A 24,591-nucleotide genomic window follows, 5' to 3' on the forward strand; every position below is an offset into this window, starting at 1 on the left:
TCGCGATGCCTAAATCAATCGTTGCCGCCCTGCAAATCGGCGCCTTGCCCGGTGGCAAGGCCGAGACCCTGGAACAGATTCTGTCGTATGAAGCAGCGATCATTGAATCGGCCGCCAGGCTGGTGGTCATGCCCGAAGCGCTGCTCGGCGGTTATCCAAAAGGGGAAGGTTTCGGCACGCAACTGGGCTATCGCCTGCCGGAGGGGCGCGAGGCTTTCGCCCGCTATTTCGCCAATGCCATCGACGTGCCGGGGGTGGAAACCGAGGCGTTGGCCGGGCTGTCAGCGCGCACCGGCGCCAACCTGGTGCTGGGTGTGATCGAGCGGGCGGGCAGCACCTTGTACTGCACCGCGCTGTACTTCGACCCGCAGGCGGGACTGGTGGGCAAACACCGCAAACTGATGCCCACCGGCACCGAGCGGCTGATCTGGGGCAAAGGCGACGGTTCGACTTTGCCGGTGATCGACAGCCAGGTCGGGCGGATCGGCGCGGTGGTGTGCTGGGAGAACATGATGCCGTTGCTGCGCACGGCGATGTACGCCAAGGGTGTTCAAGTGTGGTGCGCACCGACGGTGGACGAGCGCGAGATGTGGCAAGTGAGCATGCGCCATATCGCCCATGAGGGGCGCTGCTTCGTGGTCAGCGCCTGCCAGGTCCAGGCTTCGCCGCAGGCATTGGGCCTGGAGATCGCCAACTGGCCCGCGGACCGGCCATTGATTGCCGGTGGCAGCGTGATCATCGGCCCCATGGGCGATATTCTCGCCGGACCCTTGCGCGATGGGGCCGGGCTGCTGACCGCCGAGATCGACACCGACGACCTGGTGCGGGCCCGTTACGACTACGACGTGGTCGGGCATTACGCGCGCCCGGACGTGTTCGAGTTGACGGTGGACGAACGGGTCAAGCCCGGCGTGCGCTTCATTTCCTGAGGCTTGGGACTTTGGCCAAAGCAGTCACGCAACTTGAGAACTTTGACCATTGTCCCGGCCATCGCGCAGAGCGAGTATTTGCCTGTTGATTACGGTTCCCCCAACCCTAATAAAAAGACCGAGGGATTCTGGCAATGCGCGATTACTTGTCTGCTTTTTCACAGTTCAACTATCAGCACACCGTCGACGCTACACTCGCCGGCGATCTGAGCGCCCTCAACGCTTGCGTCGAGTGTTGCGACCGGCATGCCTTGCCGGGCCGGATCGCCCTGTTCTGGGAGGGGCGCGACGGCGCCAGCGCCACTTACACCTTCACTGACCTGCAAGACAAAGCCGCGCGCCTGGCCAACTTCCTCCTGGCCCAGGGGGTGAAGAAGGGCGACAAGGTTGCCGGCCTTCTGCCGCGCAATATCGAACTGCTGATCACCGTTTTCGCCACCTGGCGCATTGGTGCGGTGTACCAGCCCCTGTTTACCGCCTTCGGCCCCAAAGCCATCGAACACCGCTTGAACTGCTCTGGCGCCAAGGTCGTGGTCACCGATGCGATCAACCGGCCGAAACTGGCTGAAGTGGCCGACTGCCCGACCATCGTCACCGTTGCCAGTGCCAAGGGGCAGGGCATTGTTCGCGGCGATTACAGTTTCTGGGCCGAACTTGCCAATTATCCCGCAGCCTGTGAGCCGGTGTTACTGACCGGCGAAGATCCGTTCCTGCTGATGTTCACCTCAGGCACCACCGGTCCGTCCAAAGCACTGTCGGTGCCGCTAAAGGCCATCGTCGCCTTCCAGAGCTACACCCGCGACGCCGTGGACTTGCGCCCGGAAGACGCCTTCTGGAACGTTGCCGACCCGGGCTGGGCCTATGGCATCTACTTTGGCGTCACCGGTCCACTGTCGATGGGCCACCCGATCACTTTCTACGATGGCCCGTTCACCCTCGAAAGTACCTGCCGGGTCATCAACAAATACGGCATCACCAATCTCACCGGCTCGCCGACGGCCTATCGCTTGCTAATCGCTGGTGGTGACGAGTTCGCCAAATCGATCAAGGGCAAGCTGCGCATCGTCAGCAGTGCCGGTGAGCCGCTGAACCCGGAAGTGATCCGCTGGTTCGCCGACAACCTCGACGTGGTCATTCACGACCATTACGGCCAGACCGAACTGGGCATGGTGCTGTGCAATCACCACGCCCTTGGGCATCCGATACACATGGGTGCCGCCGGATTCGCCTCACCAGGGCATCGCATCGTGGTGCTGGACGATGACTACAAGGAACTGGGTGTTGGTCAGCCGGGGATTCTGGCCATCGACCGCACTCAATCGCCCATGTGCTGGTTCGCCGGCTACGAAGGCGTACCGACCAAGGCCTTCGTCGGTGACTATTACCTCAGCGGCGACACCGTGGAGTGGAACCCGGACGGCAGCATCAGCTTCGTCGGCCGTAGCGACGACGTCATTACCACCTCCGGCTACCGGGTCGGCCCGTTCGACGTGGAAAGCGCGTTGATCGAACACCCGGCAGTGGTCGAAGCCGCAGTGGTCGGCAAACCCGATCCGGAGCGCACCGAACTGGTCAAGGCCTTCGTCGTGCTCAGTGCGCAATACCGCGCCACGACGGAGCTAGCCGAAGAGTTGCGCCAACACGTGCGCAAGCGTCTGGCAGCCCACTCGTACCCCCGTGAAATCGAATTTGTCAGCGAGTTGCCGAAAACCCCAAGCGGCAAATTGCAGCGCTTTATCTTGCGCAACCAGGAAATCGCCAAGGCTCAAGAGGCTGCGGCGAAGAACGTTTCAGCTTGAATCGAAGGACACAATGATGCAGATCGCAAACAAGGTTTTTATCGTCACCGGCGGTGCTTCCGGCCTCGGTGCGGCCACCGCTGAAATGCTGGTCGCGGCTGGTGCGAAAGTGATGCTGGTGGACATGAATGCCGAAGCGGTGGCCGCCCAGGCCCAGCGCCTGGGCGCGCAAAGCGTGGTGGCCGACATCAGCGATGAAGCGGCAGCACAAGCGGCGGTGCAGGCGACGGTCAAGGCGTTTGGCGGACTCAACGGCCTGGTCAACTGCGCCGGCATCGTGCGCGGCGAGAAGATCCTCGGCAAGAATGGTCCACACGCGTTGGGAAGCTTCAGTCAGGTGATCAACGTCAACCTGATCGGCAGCTTCAACATGCTGCGCCTGGCTTCGGCAGCGATTGCCGAAACCGAAGCAGATGCCGATGGCGAGCGCGGCGTGATCATCAACACCGCCTCGGCGGCGGCCTATGACGGCCAGATCGGCCAGGCCGCCTATGCGGCATCCAAAGGCGCGATCGTCAGCCTGACCTTGCCCGCCGCCCGTGAACTGGCGCGCTTCGGCATCCGCGTGATGACCATCGCTCCAGGCATTTTCGAAACGCCGATGATGGCCGGCATGACCCCGGAAGTCCGCGATTCGCTGGCCGCTGGCGTGCCGTTTCCACCACGCCTGGGCAAACCTGCCGAGTATGCCCAACTGGTCCGGCATATCATGGAAAACAGCATGCTCAACGGTGAGGTGATCCGTCTCGACGGCGCCTTGCGCATGGCCGCCAAGTAAAGAGGATTTGTCATGACTATTGCCAACGATCCAATCGTTATCGTCAGCGCCGTCCGCACCCCGATGGGCGGTTTCCAGGGCGAACTGAAAAGCCTGACCGCGCCGCAACTCGGTGCGGCGGCCATCAAGGCTGCGGTAGAGCGCGCCGGCGTTGCGCCTGATGCCGTTGAAGAAGTGCTGTTTGGCTGCGTACTGTCCGCCGGGCTCGGTCAGGCTCCGGCGCGTCAGGCTGCCCTGGGCGCCGGGCTGGATAAATCGACCCGCTGCACCACGCTGAACAAAATGTGCGGTTCGGGTATGCAAGCGACCATTCTGGCCCACGACATGCTGCTTGCCGGTAGCGCCGATGTCGTGGTTGCCGGTGGCATGGAAAGCATGTCCAACGCGCCTTACCTGCTGGACCGCGCCCGCAGTGGCTACCGCATGGGCCACGGCCGCGTGCTTGATCACATGTTCCTCGACGGCCTGGAAGACGCCTACGACAAGGGCCGCCTGATGGGCACCTTTGCCGAAGACTGCGCCGAATCCAACGGCTTCAGCCGCCAGGCCCAGGATGAGTTCGCCATTGCCTCGACCACCCGCGCCCAACAGGCGATCAAGGACGGCAGCTTCAAGGACGAGATCGTGCCCTTGACCGTCACCGTCGGCAAAGAGCAGGTGACGATCAGCAATGACGAGCAGCCACCCAAAGCCCGACTGGACAAGATTGCCTCGCTGAAACCGGCATTCCGTGATGGCGGCAGCGTGACGGCGGCCAACTCCAGTTCAATCTCCGACGGCGCGGCGGCACTGGTGCTGATGCGCCGTTCCGAAGCCGACAAGCGTGGCCTCAAGCCGCTGGCGGTGATCCATGGTCACGCGGCATTCGCCGACACTCCGAGCCTGTTCCCGGTGGCGCCGGTGGGCGCAATCCAGAAGCTTCTGAAGAAAACCGGCTGGTCGCTCAATGAAGTCGATCTGGTCGAGGTCAACGAAGCCTTTGCCGTGGTCGGCATGGCCGCGATGACCCATCTGGACATTCCCCACGAGAAACTCAACGTGCATGGCGGCGCCTGCGCCCTTGGCCATCCGATTGGTGCGTCCGGTGCGCGGATCCTCGTGACCCTGCTCTCGGCCCTGCGTCAGAAAGGCTTGAAGCGCGGCGTGGCAGCGGTCTGCATTGGCGGCGGTGAAGCAACGGCCATGGCCGTCGAGTGCTTCTACTAAAACCCGCATAATCCCTGTAGGAGCGAACTTGTTCGCGATGGATGTTAACGATAACGAGGGCTGCCTGGATCAACGCGGTGCCCTTACGTCCATCGCGAGCAAGCTCGCTCCTACAGGGGCAATGTCAAATTCAAGGAATTGTCATGATCCCCAATGACGAACAACAACAGATTCGCGACGCGGCCCGGGACTTTGCCCAGGAACGGCTCAAACCCTTCGCCGCCGAGTGGGACCGCGAACACCGCTTCCCCAGGGAAGCCATCGGCGAGATGGCCCAATTGGGTTTCTTCGGCATGTTGGTGCCCGAACAATGGGGCGGTTGCGACACCGGTTACCTGGCCTACGCCATGGCCCTGGAAGAAATCGCCGCGGGCGATGGTGCCTGCTCGACCATCATGAGCGTGCACAACTCGGTGGGTTGCGTACCGATCCTCAATTACGGCACGGACGAGCAGAAAGAGCGTTTCCTCAAGCCATTGGCCAGTGGCGCGATGCTCGGCGCCTTTGCCCTGACCGAACCCCAGGCCGGTTCCGATGCCAGCGGCCTGAAGACCCGTGCGCGCCTGGAAGGCGATCACTACGTGCTCAACGGCTGCAAACAATTCATCACCTCTGGCCAGAATGCCGGGGTGGTGATTGTATTTGCCGTGACTGATCCGGGCGCAGGCAAGCGTGGAATTACCGCGCTGATCGTGCCGACCGATTCGCCCGGCTACAAAGTCGCGCGGGTCGAAGACAAGCTCGGCCAGCACGCATCCGACACCTGCCAGATCCTTTTCGACGACGTGAAGGTGCCTGTGGCCAACCGTTTGGGCGAGGAGGGCGAAGGCTACAAGATCGCCCTGGCCAACCTCGAAGGCGGGCGCGTGGGCATTGCCTCGCAATCGGTGGGCATGGCTCGCGCGGCGTTTGAAGCGGCCCGTGATTACGCCCGTGAGCGCGAGAGCTTCGGCAAGCCGATCATCGAGCATCAGGCCGTGGCGTTCCGCCTGGCGGACATGGCCACCCAGATCGCCGTGGCGCGGCAGATGGTGCACTATGCCGCCGCCCTGCGTGACAGCGGCAAGCCCGCGCTGGTCGAAGCGTCGATGGCCAAGCTGTTCGCGTCCGAAATGGCCGAGAAGGTCTGCTCCTCGGCGTTGCAAACCCTCGGCGGTTACGGTTACCTCAACGACTTCCCGCTGGAGCGAATTTACCGAGACGTGCGGGTGTGTCAGATCTACGAAGGCACCAGCGATATCCAGCGCATGGTCATTTCACGCAATCTTTGAGATGGGGTCTATTTGTGAGCTACGAAACGATTTTGCTGGAAACCCACGACCGCGTGGGCCTGATTACCCTCAACCGCCCGCAGGCGTTGAACGCGCTGAACGCGCAGATCATCAGCGAACTGAACCACGCCCTCGATGGCCTGGAAGCCGACTCGAACATTGGCTGTATCGTGCTGACCGGCTCGAAAAAAGCTTTCGCCGCCGGGGCCGACATCAAGGAAATGGCCGAGCTGACCTACCCGCAGATCTATCTCGATGACCTGTTCAGCGACAGCGACCGCGTGGCCAACCGGCGCAAGCCGATCATCGCTGCGGTCAATGGTTTCGCCCTTGGTGGTGGTTGTGAACTGGCGCTGATGTGCGATTTCATCCTGGCCGGCGACAACGCCAGATTCGGCCAGCCGGAAATCAACCTCGGCGTGTTGCCGGGCATGGGCGGCACCCAGCGCCTGACTCGCGCCGTGGGTAAGGCCAAGGCCATGGAAATGTGCCTGAGCGGCCGTTTGATCGATGCCGTTGAAGCAGAACGTTGCGGGATTGTCGCGCGGATCGTACCGAGCGATGAACTGCTGGATGAGGCGTTGAAGGTCGCGGCATTGATTGCCAAAAAGTCGTTGCCGATTGCGCTGATGGTCAAAGAAAGCGTCAACCGTGCGTTCGAGGTGAGCCTGTCCGAAGGCGTGCGCTTCGAGCGCCGGGTGTTCCATGCAGCGTTCGCGACCCAGGATCAGAAGGAAGGGATGGCGGCGTTCATTGCCAAGCGCGAGGCGCAGTTTCAGGGTAAGTGACGTTTTGGGGTGGGCTTTAGCTCCACCCCCTCACCCCAGCCCGCCCCAAGGGGGGAAAGGGAACCGATCTCAAGCTTTTCAGATCCTGACCTCGACTCGGATTTTCAGGTCGATGTAACTCGAAAAAACAACTCGGTCAGTTCCCTCTCCCTTCGGGAGAGGGTTAGGGTGAGGGGATGGCCTCACACCAGATAGTTTTTCAGTTCCCGCGCAATCACCATCCTTTGAATCTCGCTCGACCCTTCATAAATCTGCGTGATCCGCGCATCCCGGTAGTATTTCTCCACCGGGTAATCCTCCAGATACCCATACCCGCCATGAATCTGGATTGCGGACGAACACACCTTCTCGGCCATCTCCGAGGCAAACAGCTTGGCCTGTGACGCCTCCGACAGACATGGCTTGCCGGCACTGCGCAAGCGCGCCGCATGCAGAATCAGCAAGCGCGCCGCGTTCAGTTGCATGTGCATATCAGCCAGCAGGTTGGCGATGCTCTGGTGCTCGATGATCGGCTTGTCGAACTGCACGCGATCGCGGGAGTAGGCCAGCGCCGCCTCGAATGCCGCGCGGGCGATGCCCAGGGCCTGGGCAGCGATGCCGATGCGACCGCCTTCGAGGTTGGAAAGGGCAATGGCCAGGCCCTTGCCGCGCTCACCCAGCAGGTTGGCTTCGGGGATCGTGCAATTGTTGAGGGTGACGGCGCAGGTATCGGAAGCGCGAATGCCCATTTTGTGTTCAGTGCGGTCGACGATAAAACCGGCGGTGTCGGTGGGCACCAGGAATGCCGAGATACCACGCTTGCCCAGATCCGGGTCGGTAATCGCAAATACGATGGCCAGCTTGGCGCGCTTGCCATTGCTGACGAACTGTTTGGCGCCATTGATCACCCATTGGCCGTCGCGCAGTTCGGCGCGGGTGCGCAGGTTGTGGGCCTCGGAACCGGCCTGGGGTTCGGTCAGGCAGAAACAGCCGATGGTCTTGCCGCTGGCCAGGTCCGCCAGCCAGGTCTGTTTCTGTTCCTGGGTGCCATAGTTGAATACCGGCCCGCAGCCCACCGAGTTGTGGATGCTCATCAGCGCGCCGGTGGCGCCGTCGCCAGCGGAAATCTCTTCCACTGCCAGGGCGTAGGCGACGTAGTCGACATAGGTACCACCCCATTCCTCGGGCACCACCATGCCCAACAGGCCAAGCTCGCCCATCTTCGCCACCAGGGCGTCATCGATCCAGCCGGCCTTTTCCCAGTCTTGGGCGTGAGGCGCGATTTCGCCGCGGGCAAAGTCCCGTGCCATATCGCGGATCATCACTTGCTCTTCACTCAATTCGATATCGTGCATGGCTCAGCTCCCACTTTGCTCAAAGCCGCTGAAGAAACTCGCGACATGCTCGGCGTCCAGCGCCTGCAGGGTCGGTGGGTTCCAGCGCGGATTCTTGTCTTTGTCGATCAGCAGGGCGCGCACCCCCTCGATCAGGTCGCCGCGCTCGAACCATTGGCGATCCAGATGCAGTTCCAGGGCGAAACATTGCTCAAGGCTCAGGTACCGCCCGCGCCGGAGCATTTCCAGGGTGACCGCCATGGCCAGGGGGGAGCGGGTTTCCAGCAGGTCGGCAGTGGTCAAGGCCCACTCGTGGCTGTCGGCGACCGTCACCTCGCGTAGTTGCTCCACGATACTCGGCACATCGGCCTGGGCGAAGAAGTGGTCGATGGCCGGCCGCAGTGCGCTCAACGGGGCGTCTGGCAGTTGCTGCACGGCGAGCCTGGCCAACAGGCCTTGCAGGTCCTTGAGCGGCGTGTCGCGCCATTCGAGCTTGTCGAGTTGCTCGTCCAGGGTACCGAGTTTGGCGCTCTCCAGATACCAGTCCGCCAGACCGCAATACAGGGCGTCGGCGGCACGGATCTGCACGCCGCTGACGCCCAGGTAGATGCCCAGCTCACCGGGAATGCGCGGCAGGAAATAACTGCCACCGACATCGGGGAAGTAGCCGATGCCGACTTCCGGCATCGCCAGGCGGCTTTTTTCGGTCACTATGCGCAAATCAGCGCCTTGTACCAGGCCCATGCCGCCGCCCAGGACAAAACCGTCCATCAACGCCAGCACCGGTTTGGGGTACCGGTGGATCGACAGGTCGAGGGCGTATTCCTCGACGAAGAAATCCTCGTGCAGGGTGTCGCCATTTTTGAAGCTGTCATGCAGCGAGCGAATGTCGCCACCGGCGCAGAAGGCTTTTTCGCCGGCGCCGCGCAGGACTACGGCATGCACTTGGGCATCCTGGGCCCAGATGTCGAGCTGGCGATGCAGGTTGCGCACCATGTCCAGGGTCAGGGCGTTGAGGCCGCCGGGACGGTTGAGGGTCAGGTGACCAATGTGGTTGCGAACTTCGGCCAGCACTTCGTTTTGCGTGGCATCCATGAACTGCGCCCCCTTCGATGAAACCTGAGCAGTCATCACTAACTCCCTGCTTTTATTGTTCTTTATAAAGAAGCTCGCGCGCGAGCGATGCCGGATCGTAACAGTGCAAATTTGCCTTGTACAACCCGGATAACTGCAGGTTCTCTATGCAATTTTGCATGAGGGTGGGGTGCCTTTGGCCTGCTTTTGTGCCGGTTGCAGGTAATCCATTGCAGGAGCGAGCCTGCTCGCGATGAGGCCGGCGTATCCGGCATATCCGGCATCAAGGGTGACTGACACATCGCCATCGCTGGCAGGCCAGCTCCCACAGGTGATGGTTGCAGGCCATGACATTTGTGTTCACTGATTATCAAATTGTGGGAGCGGGCTTGCTCGCGAAGAGGCCGGCACGTCCAACATCACGGGTGACGGACAAGCCGCCATCGCTGGCAAGCCAGCTCCCACAGTGGATGGGGGCCGGCCATGAATGTGGTGTTCACTGAAGATCAAATTGTGGGAGCGGGCTTGCTCGCGAAGAGGTCGGCACATCCAGCATCTCGGGTGAGTGACACTACGCCATCGCTGGCAAGCCAGCTCCCACAGTGGATGGGGGCCGGCCATGTATGTTGTGTTCACTGAATATCAAATTGTGGGAGCTAGCCTGCTGGCGATGAGGCCAGTACATCCAGCATCACGGTAACTGACACTGCGCCATCGCTGGCAAGCCAGCTCCAATTACAGGGGCTCTTTATCAGGCCACTGGAATGATCGGCAGGTCCAGGGTCTGCCCGCCGCTGAACCCCGCGAACGAACTGGCAATGGTTTGATGCGGCACACCTTTGGCCACTTCACTGGCGCCATCGAGTCGCGCCAATTGATCGGCACTCATGTGCACCTGCAACGCCCCCAAAGTCGCATCCAGTTGCTCACGGGTGCGCGAGCCCAGAATCGGAATCAGCGCCGTGGTCGAGCGCCTGGCTTTTTCCCGCAGCCAGGCAATGGCCACATGCGTCGGGCTGGCGTCAAGTTCTGCGGCGACGGCCAGCAAGGCGTCGAGCAGGGCGGTTTCCCGGGCGCTTTTTTCGCTGTGAATCAGGACGCCGAGCTTGTTGGCGCGGTTGTCGCTGTCATTGTTGCGATACTTGCCGGTGAGAAAGCCGCCACCCAGGGGCGACCATAAGGTGGCGGCCAGGCCCAGGGCCTCGGCCATCGGCAGTTGTTCACGTTCCGCAGTGCGCTCGGCAAGGCTGTACTCGACCTGAATGGCGGCCACCGGAGCAAATCCGCGCACTTCGGCCAGCAGGTCGGCGCGAGCGATGCGCCAGGCCGGGAAGTTCGACAGCCCGGCATAGTGGATCTTGCCGGCGCGCACCAGGTCGTCGAAGCCGCGCAGGATCTCCTCCATTGGCGTCACGCCATCGCTCATGTGTGCCCAGAACAGGTCGATGTGATCGATCTGCAGGCGCTTGAGGCTTTCTTCAACGGCTCGAACCATGTTCTTGCGATTGTTGCCGGTGTGGGAGATTCCCGCCGCTGGGGTGGTACCCAGGGCGTACTTGGTGGCGATGACCAGGCGATCACGCTCTGCAGCGATGAACTCGCTGAGCATCACTTCCGACTGGCCGCCCTGATAGCCGTTGGCGGTATCGATGAAGTTGCCGCCGGCTTCCAGGTAGCCGTCAAAGATGCGCCGGGCTTCGTCACGCTCGGCACCATGGCCCCAGCCGGTGCCGAAATTGCCGGCGCCCAGCGCCAGTTCGGATACACGCAAGCCGGTTTTACGGCCGAAGACTTTGTAATGCATGAGCCTGACTCCAGGGGATGGAAATATGAATGACGTACAACATGCAATAAATATTACGCACGTAATATTGTGCGTCAATGGGTTTTACCGCCTGCATGAAATTTGCCGACCAGCGGCCCCGTAATCGAAGGGCGATGGCATACTGCTGCGCATGACTATCGACTCCCCCCTGAGCGCCTGGCAGCAGGCCATCGCGCAAAAGGGCTTCGTCCAGGACGAGGCCCAGGAACATGCCGTGTGGGCCTTGCACAAATGCCACGAAGCATTGCATGAAGGTCGCACGCCAGTATCCGGCGTCTATCTCTGGGGCCCGGTGGGGCGTGGCAAGACCTGGTTGATGGACCAGTTTTACCAAAGCCTGCGAATACCGGCCCGGCGCCAGCACTTTCACCACTTCATGGGCTGGGTGCATCAGCGCTCGTTTCAACTGACCGGTACCGCCGACCCGCTCAAGGCGCTGGCGCGCGAGCTGAGCGAGGAAGTGCGGGTGCTGTGTTTCGACGAATTGTTCGTCAACGACATCGGCGACGCGATCATTCTCGGGCGCTTGTTTCAAGTGATGTTCGAGCAGGGGGTTGTAGTGGTCTGTACATCCAACCTGCCGCCAGATCAGTTATACGCCGATGGCTTCAACCGTGAGCGCTTTGTCCCTGCCATCAGCGCGATCAAACATCATATGCAGGTGATCGCGGTGGATGGCGGGGAAGATCATCGCCTGCATCCGGGTGCAGCGTCGCAACGTTACTGGGTGGTCGAACCGGGGCAGCCTGGCGCGCTGGACGAGGTGTTTACGGCGTTGACCGTCGGCCAGCCAGTCAGCAGTGAGCCGATCAAGATCGGCTACCGCTCGCTTGATGTGGTCAAGGCCAGCCCCGGCGTGCTCTGGAGCCGTTACGCCAATCTCTGCGAGCAGCCGTTTGCCGCCATGGATTTCATGACCCTGTGTGACACCTACAGCGCTATTCTTTTGGGTGACGTGCCAAACCTGAGCGCGCAAAAGCGTGCGGGGCGCATCGCCCGGGGCACTGAGGATGGCGTCGAACGGGTAGAGGCGGGGGATCGCGTGTTGCCGCAACTGTCGGTGCATGACGATGGAGTGCGGCGTTTCATTGCCCTGGTGGACGAATGCTACGACCGCAAAGTGCCGTTGTATCTTGAAGCGCAGGTACCGATGGCGTCGCTCTATACCGAAGGGTATCTGGAGTTCCCGTTCCGTCGCACCCTCAGTCGTCTCCAGGAAATGCAGTTGCAACGATTTGCCCAAAGCTGATCGGGAGGAGGGAGCATGCATCAGCCACTGTCACATCATTTGCTGACCATGGCCTATCAGAACGCCTGGGCCAATCATCGCCTCGCCAAGGCCTGGCGGCAGTTGAGTGCCCAGGAGCTGGCGGCTGCCCGAGTCAGTTTCTTTCCCAGCCTGCGGGCGACCCTCAATCACATTCTGACCTGCGACTGGTTGTATGTGGATGCCCTGGAACGTGAGTTGCGCGGCGACGATCCGCACGCCGATATTCAGGTGTTTTTCCGGCAAGACGAGCCGTTCACTACCGCTGACGAACTTGGCCGCGAACAAGCCCATGTCGACCGTCGGTTGATTGCCTACTGCGAGCAAATGCGTGACGCCGATCTCGGTAAAATCGTGACGATCGCCCGTGATACCCCGCAACATGACAGTCGCCTGCGCCTGCTGTCCCATCTGTTCGAGCACCAGATCCATCATCGGGGGCAGGTTCACGCCATGCTCAGCGGCACCTCGGTCGCACCACCGCAACTGGACGAATTTTTCTGTGCCGGTGAAGCGCACCTGCGGGCTGAGGATTTTGCCGAGCTGGGATGGACTGAAGCCTTGATCTGGGGGCATTAAGGCAGGCGTCGTCGCAGGCTGCGGTCTTTTGATCCTTTGATATTTGTCGCATCTCGCGCTAGGGTCGCGATTCCCGTGTGAACTGCGCACGGGCTACTTCATGTGTGTTCGAGGATGGAAATGGATTTCGCAGAAATACTTGTATTGCAAGCCAGCTACAGCAACCCGGTGCATGCCGAGGCGATTGGCCTGGTCTTGAACAGTTATGCCGAAGACCCCATGGGTGGGGGCCATTCCTTGTCTGCGACTGTTCTGGAACACTTGCCGGAGGAGTTGGCCAAGCGCGCCCATGCGTTCAGTGTCCTGGCCTTCGTCGGCGGCGAACCGGCCGGGCTGGTCAATTGCTTTGAGGGGTTCTCGACCTTTGCCTGTCGCCCATTGGTCAACGTCCATGATGTGGCGGTGGTGCCGAAGTTTCGCGGATTGGGCCTGAGCCAGCGAATGCTGCACAAGGTCGAGGAAATCGCCCGGCAACGGGGCTGCTGCAAAATCACCCTGGAGGTGCTGGAAGGCAACGCAGTGGCCCAGGCGTCCTATGGCAAGTTCGGTTTTGCTGCGGGCGAGTTTGACCCGGCGCACGGCCGCATGATGTTCTGGACCAAGGCGCTCTGATCCAACGGGCAAAAACGGCCGCAACTGTAGGAGCGAGCATGCTCGCGAAAAACCAGAGAGCCCGCTGGCATTCAGGAAACCCGCGTCATCGTTGACGTCCATCGCGAGCCTGCTCGCTCCTACAGGGGATCTGCGTGCGCTGAAGATCAAACTGTAGGAGCGAGCATGCTCGCGAAAAACCAGAGAGCACCGCTGGCATTCAGGACGCCCGTGTCATCGTTGACGTCCATCGCGAGCCTGCTCGCTCCTACAGGGGATCTGCGTGCGCTGAAGATCAAACTGTAGGAGCGAGCATGCTCGCGAAAAAACCGAGGGCGCCGCGGGCATTCAGGAAACCCGCGTCATCGTTGACGTCCATCGCGAGCTGCTCGCTCCTACAGGGGATCTGCGTGCGCTGAAGATCAAACTGTAGGAGCGAGCATGCTCGCGAAAAACCAGAGAGCACCGCTGGCATTCAGGACGCCCGCGTCATCGTTAACGTCCATCGTCGGAACGCCGCCCGGAGCCTGCTCGCTCCTACAGATCATCGCGGTCCTTGTAGGATTCAGTCATTTGCGCGGTTTGATCGTCGGGGACCCGAAGTTCCGCACTCTGGCTCGCTTGCCCGAGCGCTTGCTGCTGGGCGAGTCGCAGGCTTTCGAAGTAATAGCGCATGCGTTCGGCGCCACCTTCGGCAAATGCACTGGCGGAACCCAGTGCCATCAATCCTGCGATGATCATTGCAGTACGTTTCATGGTTTGCCTCCACTACTGATCGGATGCCTTTCATCCATGAGTCAATGAGTCGGTGTACAAACAGAATTATCCGCCGATTCCGTTAAATGGGAATTAACTTCACCAGGGGTGTGAGGCTGCAGAGAGTGTGCGGCGCGGGGTATGAGAAAGGGGCCGGAACCGGCCCCTTGAAGGTTTACTGCTTAACGACCGTCGGCGCCGCTTTGGGCTTCATCAGGCTGAAGTCGATCAAGGCTTTCTGTTCACGTTCGTAAGGGTTGCCGATCATCAGCGGGCGCACCGTGAAGCTGTCGCTGACCAGGCTCTTGCTGCGATCCAGTTCATCGAAGCTCAAACCTGCGAGGTCGGCCCAGGTATGGATCAGATGGGAGCTGCTGTACGGTCGATCCAGCGCTGCGGTGAAATTCCAGTCATGGCTGGCACGCCATTTTGGCGAAGCCCAGGCCATGAACGGAATGGTGTACATCGGCGCCGTCGGCTTATTCTCGTTGCGTCCCAGAGTGCTGTGGCCCGCAGAGTCGAACACGTCTTCGCCGTGGTCAGAGAGGTACAGCAGAAATCCGTTCGGATCGGTCCTGGCGTAGTCCTTGATCAGGCTGGAGACAACGAAATCGTTGTACAGCACCGCGTTGTCATAGCTGTTGTACGTCGGCAACTGATCATCACGCACGCCGGCGGGGACACCTGTGCGGTCGGTGAACTTGTCGAAAGTCTTCGGGTAGCGGTACTGATAGCTCATGTGCGTGCCGAGCAAATGCACGACGATCAGCTTGCGTGGCGCCGCGTCAGCCAGGGCCTTGTTGAATGGCTCGATGACATCGCCATCGTACTGGGCGGCGTTCTGGTTGCGGTTGTTGTTCAGATACACCTGTTCGTCGGCCTGTTCGGAAAAGGTCGTGAGCATGGTGTTGCGCTTGGTCATGGTCTGCTGGTTGGTGATCCAGAAGGTCTTGTAACCGGCCTGTTTCATCATGCTGACCAGCGACGGCGTCGACAGGTACAGGTCCGGGTTTTCTTCATCGGCGAAGGTCAGAACCTGCTGCAGCGCCTCGATAGTATAGGGGCGCGGGGTAATGACATTGTCGAAGACCGCCAGTTGATCCTTGAGCTTGTCCAGCTCTGGCGTAGTGTTGCGCGGATAACCGTACAGGCTCATGCGCTGGCGGTTGGTGGACTCGCCGATCACCAGTACCAGGGTCGCCGGCTGGTTGGCCATCGCATCCTTGAGGTTGCGCAGCGGCGGGATCTTGCGGGCGCTGTCGAGCATCCCTTGCATGCTGGCAAGGGTTTCCAGGTAGCGGTGATAGGCCACGGCCATCTGCCAGGGCACTGCCGGTTCGATGCGGGTTTCGAACTTCTCGAAGCCTGCGGCGAAACTGCCGGTGCGTTGAGTCTGCTTGATCAGCGGATAGCCGACCACTGCGATGACGATTGCGGTGGCTGCCAAAAGGGCTTTGCCGCGTGGCAGGTATACCGGGCGCAGGCGAGTCCACAGCCAGTAGGCGAAAGCACTGTGGGCGAGGAATGCCAGGACCATCCACCAGGCAAAATACTGGGTCATGTACTCGCCGGCTTCAGACACGTTCGATTCGAACATGATGAAGATGACACTTTGCGAGAACTCTTGCTGATAGATGAAAAAATAACCCAGGCTGGCCATGGAGCACGCCCACAGCACCACACCGATCAACGCCGACAGTACACGCGTCTGCCTGGGGAACAGCAGCATCGGCGCAAGCCAGAGGGCACTCATCACGAAGGCCTGGCGGAACCCGGAGAATCCGGAGGTACCCGTCAGCTGGATGAGCAGCTGGGTGATGCCGGAAAAATACCAGAAGAAGACAAACAGCCAGACGAACCCGGCCCAATCGAAACCTTTCGCAGACTTGTTGCTGCGTTCAAACACATTCATTCAGCGCTCCAGCCGATAAAACACTTCCATTTCCGGGACGTTGAACATCCCGGACGACGGAACTGGGCCGCGCGAATAGCGAGCGGCCATCAACCGTAAATTATCTGTTTCTGAATGTGAAAATTTTGTGAGTTGCCGGTATCGGCCCGACGTGCAGCGAGCGCAAGCAGTGCAGACCGCTTGCGCGTTGAGGAAGGATCAGACGTGAGGGACGCGGTGAGTGACAGGTAACGGCTTGGTCTCGTTTCCTTGCAGCAACAGACGCAGTTGGGTCAGCTCCTGTTTCAATTGATCGCGCTCGTCTTTCAACTGGCGCAATTCATCGCGACGGATAGTGACGTAAAGGGTTTGTGCTGGCTGTACGGCGTGTACTGTGCCCATTGCTCACCTCGCAAATGGCGTGTCTCAACTACAGGTAAGCCTCGCAACGGGAGGTCGACCTGCTATCGGCGCCAATTTTGATTTCTTTTTCCCTCGAAGGGAACTTTTTTATTTTGCATTGTCGTTGTGTCTTCGGCTTGATTGCAGGCGTTATCAGTCAGGATCGGGCACAATGCCCGGAAACTTCATGGCAACGCACCTGACTAAAGCTTCTTTGGGCTTCATTGGTCACGTTGCGCTATAACCTTTGACACACATTTATTTGTAGTAGGGAGCATCAGCACATGCAACTCGGGATTATTGGACTGGGCCGCATGGGCGGCAATATTGCGCGTCGCCTGATGCTCAACGGGCACACCACCGTTGTTTATGACCGCAATACCGCCTTCATCGAAACCCTGGCCGCGGAGGGCGCCACCGGTGTGGCCGACCTGCCGGCCCTGGTCGCCGGACTGGCCAAGCCACGAGCGGTGTGGGTCATGCTGCCGGCAGGCGCACCGACCGAAGACACCATCGACACGCTGAGCACCTTGCTCGAAGCCGGCGATACCATCATCGACGGCGGCAACACTTTTTATAAGGATGATATTCGTCGGGCGAAAACCCTGGCGGAAAAAGGTCTGCACTATATCGACGTCGGCACCTCCGGCGGCGTCTGGGGCCTGGAGCGCGGTTACTGCATGATGATTGGCGGTGATACCGAGACCGTCAAGCGTCTCGACCCGTTGTTTGAAACCCTGGCCCCGGGCCTGGGTGACATCCCGCGCACCAAGGATCGCAAGTCTGACGATGATCGCGCCGAGCGCGGCTACATTCACGCCGGTCCCGCCGGTGCCGGTCACTTTGTGAAGATGATCCACAACGGCATCGAGTACGGGATGATGCAGGCGTTCGCCGAAGGTTTCGACATCCTCAAGACCAAGTCCAGCGAGATTCTGCCCGAGGATCAGCGTTTCGACCTGAACGTCGCCGATATCGCCGAAGTCTGGCGTCGCGGCAGCGTGGTGTCCTCCTGGCTGCTCGACCTGACCGCTGATGCCCTGGCCAGCGATCCGAAACTCGAAGGTTTCTCAGGCTCGGTGGCGGACAGCGGTGAAGGCCGCTGGACGATCGAAGCCGCCATGGAACAAGCGGTACCGGTACCGGTGCTGTCGAACTCGCTGTTCTCGCGCTACCGCTCCCGTGGGCAAGGCACCTTTGGCGACAAGATTCTCTCGGCCCAGCGCTTCGGCTTCGGCGGTCACGTGGAGACAGCGAAAAAATGACCCACGGGATCCGCAGGAAATCCAAGACCGAGCCCGCACCGCCAACCACGCTGTTCCTGTTTGGCGCTCACGGAGATCTGGTCAAGCGTCTGCTGATGCCGGCGCTGTACAACCTCAGTCGCAACGGACTGCTCGGGGATGGCCTGCGGATCATCGGCGTTGACCACAACGCCATCAGCGATGAAGGCTTCGCGCAAAAACTCGAAGACTTCATTCGCAACGAGGTGGCCACCAAGGTCGGGAAGGGCGATCAAGCCCTTGATCCGGTCGTGTGGGCCAGGCTCGCCAAAGGAATCAGCTACGTCCAGGGCGATTTTCTGGACGACAGCACTTATCAGGCGCTGGCGGCGAAAATCGCCGACAGCGGTACCGGCAATGCGGTGTTCTACCTGGCCACCGCGCCACGCTTTTTCAGTGAGGTGGCCCGTCGTCTCGGCGCCGCCGGCTTGCTGGAGGAATCACAGGATGCCTTCAGGAGGGTGGTCATCGAGAAGCCCTTCGGCTCCGATCTGCATACCGCCGAGGCGTTGAACGCCTGCTTGCTCAAGGTCATGACGGAAAAGCAGATCTACCGGATCGATCACTATCTGGGCAAAGAGACCGTGCAGAACATCCTGGTCAGCCGGTTCTCCAACAGCCTGTTCGAAGCATTCTGGAACAATCACTACATCGACCACGTACAGATCACCGCCGCCGAAACCGTCGGTGTGGAAACCCGTGGCAGTTTCTACGAAAACACTGGCGCCCTGCGCGACATGGTGCCCAATCACCTGTTTCAGTTGTTGGCAATGGTGGCGATGGAGCCGCCAGCGGCCTTTGGCGCCGACGCGGTGCGTGGCGAAAAAGCCAAGGTGGTTGGCGCGATCCGGCCATGGACCGTCGAGGAGGCCCGGGCCAACTCGGTTCGTGGCCAATACTGCGCCGGTGAGGTAGACGGCAAGGCGTTGCCGGGTTATCGCCAGGAAAACAACGTGGCGCCCGACAGCACGACCGAAACCTATGTCGCGCTCAAGGTCATGATCGACAATTGGCGCTGGGTGGGTGTGCCGTTCTACCTGCGCACCGGCAAGCGCATGAGCGTGCGTGACACCGAGATCGTCATCTGTTTCAAGCCGGCACCTTACGCGCAGTTTCGTGATACCGAGGTTGAGGAGCTGAAACCCACCTATCTGCGTATCCAGATTCAGCCCAACGAAGGCATGTGGTTCGATCTGCTGGCCAAACGACCGGGCCAGTCGCTGAAAATGGACAATATCGAGCTGGGTTTTGCCTACAAGGACTTCTTCGAGATGCAGCCGTCCACCGGCTACGAGACCCTGATCTACGATTGCCTGACGGGCGATCAGACGCTGTTCCAGCGTGCCGACAATATCGAGAACGGTTGGCGTGCCGTGCAGCCGTTCCTCGATGCCTGGCAGCAGGACTCAAGCGTGCAGGACTACGCAGCCGGGGAAAACGGCCCCAAGGCCGGTGAGGAGTTGCTGGCCCGCGATGGTCGAGTCTGGCACCGTCTCGGGTAGCAACGCCAAATCCTGTAGGAGCGAGCTGACTCGCGATGGTCGTCAACGATAACGCTGGGGCGCTGACACCCCGCGGCGCTCTCAGGTTTTTCGCGAGCGTGCTCGCTCCTACAGGGATGGAGGGGGGACGGCAGGGTTACAGCCAGTAGCTGACGGCGTACCAGCCAAGCACGCCCATCACCACGGTATACGGCAACGCCATCCACACCATGCGCCCGTAAGACAGGCGAATCAGCGGTGCAATCGCCGACGTCAGCAGAAACAGAAACGCCGCCTGGCCGTTGGGTGTCGCCACGCTTGGCAGGTTGGTGCCGGTATTGATCGCAATGGCCAATGTCTCGAAATGCTCGCGGGTCATGGCGCCGGCAATAAAGGCGCGTTTCACTTCTGTGATGTAAATGGTCGCCACGAATACGTTATCGCTGATGGCCGACAACAGGCCGTTGGCGATAAACAGCATACCCGGCTGCTGATTCGCCGGCAGCGCCAATACCCACTGGATCAGCGGCGTGAACAGTTGCTGGTCGTGAATCACGGCCACCACGGCGAAGAACACCACCAACAAGGCGGTGAACGGCATGGCGTCCTTGAACGCGGTGCCCAGGCGGTGTTCGTCGGTGATGCCAGTGAACGCAGTGATCAGCACGATCACCATCAAGCCGATCAGACCCACCTCGGCGATGTGAAACCCCAGGCCGACAATCAGGATCAATGCGGCCACGCCCTGGACTATCAAAGCTGCACGCTGGCGTGTGGTGCGTTCGGCATCATCTTCTGCCGCGTAGTTTGCCAGCACCGCGCGAACGTTATCGGGCAGCACGGTGCCATAGCCGAACCAGCGCAGTTTCTCCAACAGCACGCAGGTCACCAGACCTGCCGCGAGCACCGGCAGGGATACCGGCGCAACCTTCAAGAAGAACTCCAAGAAATGCCAGCCCATCTCGTGGCCGATCAACAGGTTTTGCGGTTCGCCAACCAAGGTACAGACGCCGCCCAGTGCGGTGCCCACGGCGCCATGCATCAACAGGCTGCGCAGAAAGGCACGGAACTGTTCCAGATCGCCGTGATGCAGTGCCGGCAAGTGCTGGTCATCGCCAAATTCGCTGTCCTGGCGTGGATCATTACCCGAGGCCACGCGGTGATACACCGAGTAGAACCCCACGGCCGCACTGATGATCACGGCGGTTACGGTCAAGGCGTCGAGAAACGCCGACAGAAACGCCGATAAAAAGCAGAACATCAGGGCGAGCAAGGCCTTGGAGCGCACGCCGAGCAGCAGGCGTGAGAACAGGAACAGCAGCAAGTCCTTCATGAAGTAGATGCCGGCGACCATGAACATCAGCAGCAGGATCACCGGGAAGTTATGCAGCAACTCGTCATACAGCGCCTGGGGCGTTGTCATCTTCAGCAGCAGCGCTTCAACCAGCAGCAGGCCACCGGGCATCAACGGATAACATTTGAGCGCCATGGCCAGGGTGAAGATGAACTCCAGTACCAGCAGCCAGCCGGCTGCCACCGGACCCACCGTCCATAGCACCAGGGCATTGAGGATCAGAAAGCCGACGATGCAGACCTTGTACCAGCGGGGCGATTGCCCGAGAAAGTTGTGCGCGAACGCCTGGGCCATTGAACCGGACATCAGCTGCTCCTTGTCTTAAGAAGCGCGCAAGTTGCCGCAAGCGCGAGAGAAGATCAAGCGTAGGAAAAATACAGTGGCCTACGCCAGATAGCGTGCGACGATTGCCTTGTATGTGCCGTCCAGTGAGTAACCTCCTACAACGATGTTCCCATCGGCCTGCACGGCAACGCAGGTTGCCGTATCCAGGCTGCGACCGAAGCGGGTGCGCACCCATCCCGTGCCGTCGCCGAACCCGGCGTCGAGTTGCCCGTCGGGCAGATACCGCCCCAGAATGAAGTCTGCCTCGATTCCACCGATGGTGGAGCCAACTGTCAGTACAGTGCCGTCGGGTTGTGCTTGCGCGGCGGTCCATTGGCAGCCGCTGCGACCAATTTCCAGAAGCTGGGGCTGGCCACCGTGGCAATGGTTATCCGGGCGACCGTCGCTGTGGGTTTTAAATGCCAGGCAATGCATCGGGTCGCGGCTGCTGCCAAAACACAGCACGTCGCCATTCTCCTGCTGGACTACCCGGGTAACCTGCGCGTTGTGCCCCTGTGCCTTGAAGGTCATGAATCCATCGATGGCAAATTTTTCGTCGAGACTGCCGTCGGTTTGATAGCGCGCCAGCAGACCTTCTTCGGGAAAGTTGATCGATCCACCCACCAGGATTTGTCCATCGCGCTGCACCGTCAGGCAGCTTAGCCAGGTGTTCATCAGTAAATGCCTGACCATGACGAAACCGCGGCCATTGAACGAACTGTCCAGCGAGCCTTCCACGTCCAGGCGCATCAGCAGGCCAACGTGATCGGCGAGTTCGAAGTGGTGATTGGCCAGTAGCAGGATTCGCCCGTCCTTCTGTATGCCGACATCGCAGGCTTCTGCGCCGGGTACACCGGGAGGCAGCCAGGCATCACGCACTCCCCGGGACAGGTCGCCGGGCAAGCGCACCACGCTGCGCCCATTGTTGCCGAAGCCTTGAACGGGTAACCCCTGTGGATCAAACAGTGCCACGGCCGGCAGCGTGCGATGGGCGTCTTCGTAATGCAGGCCGGCCAGCAGGATATTACCGTCGGCCAACACCACGGCTTTGGCCCCCATGGCTTCGAAGCCCGGTTCGAATTGGCCGATGACACTGCCCTGTCGGCCAAATGCCAGGTCCGCTGAGCCATCTTCGAGCAATCTGGCCAGACCGAAGCGGCTGCCATCGGGCATTGTGACCTTCGCGGACACCAGCAAGCGACCCTGGGCATCTATTGCTACCCCGTTGGCCACGCTGCAAAGGCTGTCGGCAAAATACACCTGGGTTCTGCCGTTGGCGGCGAACGTGATATCGAGTTTACCGTCGTCGTTACGGGTGCAGGGGAAGGCAACAGCAGACTGGATTGACATGCACGCATCTCCTTGCGAGTTGGCCTGGTCCAGAGTCGGGATGGCGACTATCAGGAAAACATTCAATCCCCGAATGACAAGATGCACAACTGCAAGAACTAACAGGCGGAGGGTCGCTGTGTGCCACAACAGTGTCTTTTCGAACCACTGACTAGCCTGCAAATCAATCAGGCGATAGAAGTTCCACTCAGTCAGTGTCGATGAGTACAGTTGGCCGTAAAAGGCCAGTTAACTAACGAGAGGAGGGAGGAGCGGATTACCGGGAAGTAATCCGCAAGACAATTAGTGCGGCATCGACCACGATTGCAGCGTGTAGCCTTCCTCGCTCAATTCCGCGCGGGCCTGTTCCAGCACGTGTTCGAGCTGTTCGGGATCGGTATAGGCGCTGCTTGGAATCTGCGTGCGACCGATGTTGGTACTGGTGCGGTCGATAACCGTAAGAGTCAGTTCGCCGTTACCGTCCTGCGGGGCCCATGCCACACATTTAAATGGCTTGAATGCGCGATCAGCAATCAAAAGAGCTTCGTTGATACGGAGCGGGGCGTTCATAAGGTCTTCTCTCAATTATGCCCAATCAAGTGAAATGCCGAAGGTTGGGCTTACCGTTCGGTTTCTTACTTTTACTGATGCCCGCAAGCGCCCCCCGGGTCACACATAATCACAATAAATTTTCACTTTCTTGCATGTATTCAAGAGGGAACCTTGTTTTGAAAGCTGGCTGAAAGGAAATAGTCGTTAGGTAACTAATAAACCTGCTTCTTATAACTAGTTTGGTATCAACGCTATAGACAAACGGTACAAGGCCCCGTCAAATTCTTGCTAACGTTACAGCTAGGTCCGCCAAACGACTGTTTTTACTAAATATTCCTTAATTTTGGCGCCAAGGAACAGTCATGAGCGATGCGCCTGCCTTACGGCGGTTGTTAGTAGTGGACCCCTGCGATGACTGCTATCGCCTGCTCCCGGGATTGCGCTCTGTGGGCTGGGACGTGGATAGCTGCTCGCTGGAAAATGCCGCCGATCGCTCCTGTGACGTCGGATTGATCCGCTTGCAGCCCTATCACCTTGAGCGCCCCGACGCCGTCAAGGAATTGATCAGTCGCAGTGGTACCGAATGGATAGCAGTGCTGAATCAGGAAGTCCTGCGCCTGCAGAATGTCGGGGACTTTGTCTGCGAATGGTTTTTTGACTTTCATACCTTACCGTTCGATGTGGCGAGGGTGCAGGTTACACTGGGCCGCGCATATGGCATGGCACGCCTGCGCGGGCAGGGCACGGTACATGTCGACCAGCCTGAGCACGAGCTGCTGGGTGACAGCAAACCTATCCGTGAGTTGCGCAAGCTGCTGAGCAAGCTGGCACCGACGGAGTCACCGGTATTGATTCGGGGGGAAAGCGGCACGGGCAAAGAGTTGGTGGCGCGGACACTGCACCGACAATCCCAGCGTCACAGCAAGCCCTTTGTCGCCATCAATTGCGGCGCGATTCCCGAGCACTTGATCCAGTCCGAGCTGTTTGGTCATGAAAAAGGCGCCTTCACCGGTGCGCACCAGCGCAAGGTCGGGCGAATTGAAGCGGCCCATGGCGGGACATTGTTTCTTGACGAGATTGGTGACCTGCCGCTGGAGTTGCAGGCCAACCTGCTGCGATTTCTCCAGGAAAAACACATCGAGCGTGTTGGCGGCAGTCAGCCGATCCCGGTGGATGTGCGGGTCCTGGCGGCGACTCACGTCGACCTTGAATCTGCCATCCAAAAGCGCCGCTTTCGCGAAGACCTGTATTACCGCCTGAACGTATTGCAAGTGGTAACGGCGCCGCTGCGTGAGCGCCACGGCGACTTGTTGGTGCTGGCTAACCACTTTTCGCATTTCTATAGCCACGAAACCGGCCGGCGTCCGCGCAGCTTCAGCGAGGACGCACTGATTGCCATGGGCAAGCACGACTGGCCGGGCAATGTTCGCGAGCTGGCCAACCGGGTCAGGCGCGGCCTGGTGTTGGCCGAAGGCCGGCAGATCGAGGCCCGCGATCTGGGGTTGATCAGTCAGCAGGCCATTACCGCCCCCATGGGTACCCTCGAAGATTACAAGACCCGTGCCGAGCGCCAGGCACTGTGTGATGTATTGAGCCGCCACAGCGACAACCTGAGTGTCGCCGCCAAGGTACTGGGTGTGTCTCGGCCGACCTTCTACCGGTTGTTGCACAAACACCAGATTCGCTGATTGCAAAGATCGCAGCCTGCACCAGTTCCTCCAGGAGCTGGCTTGCTGGCGATGGCGGTCTTGAATATTGCGTTGTCCACCGCAACGCCATCGCCAGCAAGCCGACTCCTA

The 24,591-nt window shown here is 60.1% G+C and carries 21 protein-coding genes and 1 pseudogene; 13 read left to right on the forward strand and 9 right to left on the reverse strand.

Features of this window, described 5'->3' with window-relative positions; all coding sequences use genetic code 11:
- Positions 1-5: 5 nt before the first annotated feature.
- From KW839_RS26115 to KW839_RS26140, 6 genes are all read left to right on the forward strand, one after another.
- Positions 6-929 (forward strand): carbon-nitrogen hydrolase family protein, encoded by a 924-nt coding sequence (locus KW839_RS26115; protein WP_218425892.1) that lies wholly within the window; start codon positions 6-8, stop codon positions 927-929.
- A gap of 134 nt (positions 930-1,063) precedes the next feature.
- Positions 1,064-2,728, forward strand: a complete 1,665-nt coding sequence (locus KW839_RS26120; RefSeq protein WP_218425893.1) for an AMP-binding protein — start codon at positions 1,064-1,066, stop codon at positions 2,726-2,728.
- Positions 2,729-2,744: 16 nt separating this feature from the next.
- Positions 2,745-3,506 (forward strand): SDR family NAD(P)-dependent oxidoreductase, encoded by a 762-nt coding sequence (locus KW839_RS26125; protein ID WP_218425894.1) that lies wholly within the window; start codon positions 2,745-2,747, stop codon positions 3,504-3,506.
- A gap of 12 nt (positions 3,507-3,518) precedes the next feature.
- Positions 3,519-4,712: an acetyl-CoA C-acyltransferase gene (locus KW839_RS26130; RefSeq protein WP_218425895.1), complete on the forward strand. Its 1,194-nt coding sequence runs from the start codon at positions 3,519-3,521 to the stop codon at positions 4,710-4,712.
- A 143-nt stretch (positions 4,713-4,855) separates the two neighbouring features.
- Entirely contained in the window at positions 4,856-5,983 is a 1,128-nt protein-coding gene (locus KW839_RS26135; protein WP_060542923.1) for an acyl-CoA dehydrogenase, read from the forward strand.
- Between the two features lie 14 nt (positions 5,984-5,997).
- Positions 5,998-6,771 carry an enoyl-CoA hydratase gene (locus tag KW839_RS26140; RefSeq protein WP_218425896.1) on the forward strand — a complete coding sequence of 258 codons (774 nt, stop codon included), beginning with the start codon at positions 5,998-6,000 and terminating at the stop codon, positions 6,769-6,771.
- A gap of 182 nt (positions 6,772-6,953) precedes the next feature.
- On the opposite strand, the gene KW839_RS26145 is transcribed toward KW839_RS26140, so the two are convergent.
- From KW839_RS26145 to KW839_RS26155, 3 genes are all read right to left on the reverse strand, one after another.
- Positions 6,954-8,105, reverse strand: a complete 1,152-nt coding sequence (locus KW839_RS26145; RefSeq protein ID WP_218425897.1) for an acyl-CoA dehydrogenase family protein — start codon at positions 8,103-8,105, stop codon at positions 6,954-6,956.
- A 3-nt stretch (positions 8,106-8,108) separates the two neighbouring features.
- Positions 8,109-9,215 carry an enoyl-CoA hydratase/isomerase family protein gene (locus KW839_RS26150; RefSeq protein ID WP_218425898.1) on the reverse strand — a complete coding sequence of 369 codons (1,107 nt, stop codon included), beginning with the start codon at positions 9,213-9,215 and terminating at the stop codon, positions 8,109-8,111.
- 694 nt (positions 9,216-9,909) lie between these two features.
- Positions 9,910-10,962, reverse strand: coding sequence for an aldo/keto reductase (locus KW839_RS26155; protein WP_218425899.1), 1,053 nt, complete (start codon positions 10,960-10,962; stop codon positions 9,910-9,912).
- 151 nt (positions 10,963-11,113) lie between these two features.
- On the opposite strand from KW839_RS26155, the gene zapE reads away from it, so the two are divergent.
- From zapE to KW839_RS26170, 3 genes are all read left to right on the forward strand, one after another.
- On the forward strand, positions 11,114-12,232 hold the full coding sequence (gene zapE / locus KW839_RS26160; protein WP_218425900.1) for a cell division protein ZapE: 1,119 nt from the start codon (positions 11,114-11,116) through the stop codon (positions 12,230-12,232).
- Between the two features lie 15 nt (positions 12,233-12,247).
- Positions 12,248-12,829, forward strand: a complete 582-nt coding sequence (locus tag KW839_RS26165) for a DinB family protein (RefSeq protein WP_218425901.1) — start codon at positions 12,248-12,250, stop codon at positions 12,827-12,829.
- A 120-nt stretch (positions 12,830-12,949) separates the two neighbouring features.
- Positions 12,950-13,441: a GNAT family N-acetyltransferase gene (locus tag KW839_RS26170; RefSeq protein ID WP_060542281.1), complete on the forward strand. Its 492-nt coding sequence runs from the start codon at positions 12,950-12,952 to the stop codon at positions 13,439-13,441.
- A 516-nt stretch (positions 13,442-13,957) separates the two neighbouring features.
- Here KW839_RS26170 and KW839_RS26175 read toward each other — a convergent pair.
- The 3 genes from KW839_RS26175 to KW839_RS26185 all read right to left on the reverse strand — a co-directional run bounded on the left by KW839_RS26175 (position 13,958) and on the right by KW839_RS26185 (position 16,469).
- Positions 13,958-14,176, reverse strand: a complete 219-nt coding sequence (locus KW839_RS26175) for a hypothetical protein (RefSeq protein WP_218425902.1) — start codon at positions 14,174-14,176, stop codon at positions 13,958-13,960.
- A 175-nt stretch (positions 14,177-14,351) separates the two neighbouring features.
- On the reverse strand, positions 14,352-16,088 hold the full coding sequence (locus tag KW839_RS26180; RefSeq protein WP_218425903.1) for a phosphoethanolamine transferase CptA: 1,737 nt from the start codon (positions 16,086-16,088) through the stop codon (positions 14,352-14,354).
- Positions 16,089-16,286: 198 nt separating this feature from the next.
- Entirely contained in the window at positions 16,287-16,469 is a 183-nt protein-coding gene (locus KW839_RS26185) for a DUF6026 family protein (RefSeq protein WP_060541989.1), read from the reverse strand.
- A gap of 284 nt (positions 16,470-16,753) precedes the next feature.
- Between KW839_RS26185 and gnd the strand changes: the two genes are divergently transcribed.
- From gnd to KW839_RS27935, 3 genes and pseudogenes are all read left to right on the forward strand, one after another.
- Positions 16,754-17,734, forward strand: coding sequence for a phosphogluconate dehydrogenase (NAD(+)-dependent, decarboxylating) (gnd, locus tag KW839_RS26190; protein WP_060541990.1), 981 nt, complete (start codon positions 16,754-16,756; stop codon positions 17,732-17,734).
- Positions 17,731-19,254, forward strand: coding sequence for a glucose-6-phosphate dehydrogenase (zwf, locus tag KW839_RS26195; protein ID WP_060541991.1), 1,524 nt, complete (start codon positions 17,731-17,733; stop codon positions 19,252-19,254). The genes gnd and zwf overlap by 4 nt, the downstream gene beginning before the upstream one ends.
- Positions 19,255-19,289: 35 nt before the next feature.
- Positions 19,290-19,367: pseudogene (locus KW839_RS27935) on the forward strand (outer membrane lipoprotein carrier protein LolA); the annotation flags it as partial.
- Positions 19,368-19,390: 23 nt separating this feature from the next.
- On the opposite strand, the gene nhaB reads toward KW839_RS27935, so the two are convergent.
- The 3 genes from nhaB to KW839_RS26210 form a co-directional block, all read right to left on the reverse strand.
- A complete protein-coding gene (gene nhaB, locus KW839_RS26200; protein ID WP_218425904.1) occupies positions 19,391-20,893 on the reverse strand; it encodes a sodium/proton antiporter NhaB in 1,503 nt (500 codons plus the stop codon).
- A 78-nt stretch (positions 20,894-20,971) separates the two neighbouring features.
- Positions 20,972-22,261, reverse strand: a complete 1,290-nt coding sequence (locus KW839_RS26205) for a hypothetical protein (RefSeq protein WP_218425905.1) — start codon at positions 22,259-22,261, stop codon at positions 20,972-20,974.
- A 282-nt stretch (positions 22,262-22,543) separates the two neighbouring features.
- On the reverse strand, positions 22,544-22,810 hold the full coding sequence (locus tag KW839_RS26210; RefSeq protein ID WP_060541994.1) for a hypothetical protein: 267 nt from the start codon (positions 22,808-22,810) through the stop codon (positions 22,544-22,546).
- Between the two features lie 344 nt (positions 22,811-23,154).
- Between KW839_RS26210 and KW839_RS26215 the strand changes: the two genes are divergently transcribed.
- Complete coding sequence (locus tag KW839_RS26215) at positions 23,155-24,480, forward strand: sigma-54 dependent transcriptional regulator (protein ID WP_218425906.1); 1,326 nt, start codon at positions 23,155-23,157, stop codon at positions 24,478-24,480.
- Positions 24,481-24,591: the final 111 nt, after the last annotated feature.

It is taken from the genome of Pseudomonas sp. PDM31, from assembly GCF_019218965.1.
Classification (GTDB): Bacteria; Pseudomonadota; Gammaproteobacteria; order Pseudomonadales; family Pseudomonadaceae; genus Aquipseudomonas.

What these genes read in the sequence shown, in the direction of transcription:
- nhaB (WP_218425904.1), bottom strand. Translation starts at nt 20,893, where the DNA reads ATGTCCGGTTCAATGGCCCAGGCGTTCGCGCACAACTTTCTCGGGCAA.
- KW839_RS26180 (WP_218425903.1), bottom strand. Translation starts at nt 16,088, where the DNA reads ATGAATGTGTTTGAACGCAGCAACAAGTCTGCGAAAGGTTTCGATTGG.
- KW839_RS26155 (WP_218425899.1), bottom strand. Translation starts at nt 10,962, where the DNA reads ATGCATTACAAAGTCTTCGGCCGTAAAACCGGCTTGCGTGTATCCGAA.
- KW839_RS26170 (WP_060542281.1), top strand. Translation starts at nt 12,950, where the DNA reads ATGGATTTCGCAGAAATACTTGTATTGCAAGCCAGCTACAGCAACCCG.
- KW839_RS26205 (WP_218425905.1), bottom strand. Translation starts at nt 22,261, where the DNA reads ATGTCAATCCAGTCTGCTGTTGCCTTCCCCTGCACCCGTAACGACGAC.
- KW839_RS26125 (WP_218425894.1), top strand. Translation starts at nt 2,745, where the DNA reads ATGCAGATCGCAAACAAGGTTTTTATCGTCACCGGCGGTGCTTCCGGC.
- KW839_RS26210 (WP_060541994.1), bottom strand. Translation starts at nt 22,810, where the DNA reads ATGAACGCCCCGCTCCGTATCAACGAAGCTCTTTTGATTGCTGATCGC.
- gnd (WP_060541990.1), top strand. Translation starts at nt 16,754, where the DNA reads ATGCAACTCGGGATTATTGGACTGGGCCGCATGGGCGGCAATATTGCG.
- KW839_RS26145 (WP_218425897.1), bottom strand. Translation starts at nt 8,105, where the DNA reads ATGCACGATATCGAATTGAGTGAAGAGCAAGTGATGATCCGCGATATG.
- KW839_RS26135 (WP_060542923.1), top strand. Translation starts at nt 4,856, where the DNA reads ATGATCCCCAATGACGAACAACAACAGATTCGCGACGCGGCCCGGGAC.
- zapE (WP_218425900.1), top strand. Translation starts at nt 11,114, where the DNA reads ATGACTATCGACTCCCCCCTGAGCGCCTGGCAGCAGGCCATCGCGCAA.
- KW839_RS26165 (WP_218425901.1), top strand. Translation starts at nt 12,248, where the DNA reads ATGCATCAGCCACTGTCACATCATTTGCTGACCATGGCCTATCAGAAC.
- KW839_RS26130 (WP_218425895.1), top strand. Translation starts at nt 3,519, where the DNA reads ATGACTATTGCCAACGATCCAATCGTTATCGTCAGCGCCGTCCGCACC.
- KW839_RS26175 (WP_218425902.1), bottom strand. Translation starts at nt 14,176, where the DNA reads ATGAAACGTACTGCAATGATCATCGCAGGATTGATGGCACTGGGTTCC.
- KW839_RS26120 (WP_218425893.1), top strand. Translation starts at nt 1,064, where the DNA reads ATGCGCGATTACTTGTCTGCTTTTTCACAGTTCAACTATCAGCACACC.
- KW839_RS26185 (WP_060541989.1), bottom strand. Translation starts at nt 16,469, where the DNA reads ATGGGCACAGTACACGCCGTACAGCCAGCACAAACCCTTTACGTCACT.
- zwf (WP_060541991.1), top strand. Translation starts at nt 17,731, where the DNA reads ATGACCCACGGGATCCGCAGGAAATCCAAGACCGAGCCCGCACCGCCA.
- KW839_RS26215 (WP_218425906.1), top strand. Translation starts at nt 23,155, where the DNA reads ATGAGCGATGCGCCTGCCTTACGGCGGTTGTTAGTAGTGGACCCCTGC.
- KW839_RS26150 (WP_218425898.1), bottom strand. Translation starts at nt 9,215, where the DNA reads ATGACTGCTCAGGTTTCATCGAAGGGGGCGCAGTTCATGGATGCCACG.
- KW839_RS26115 (WP_218425892.1), top strand. Translation starts at nt 6, where the DNA reads ATGCCTAAATCAATCGTTGCCGCCCTGCAAATCGGCGCCTTGCCCGGT.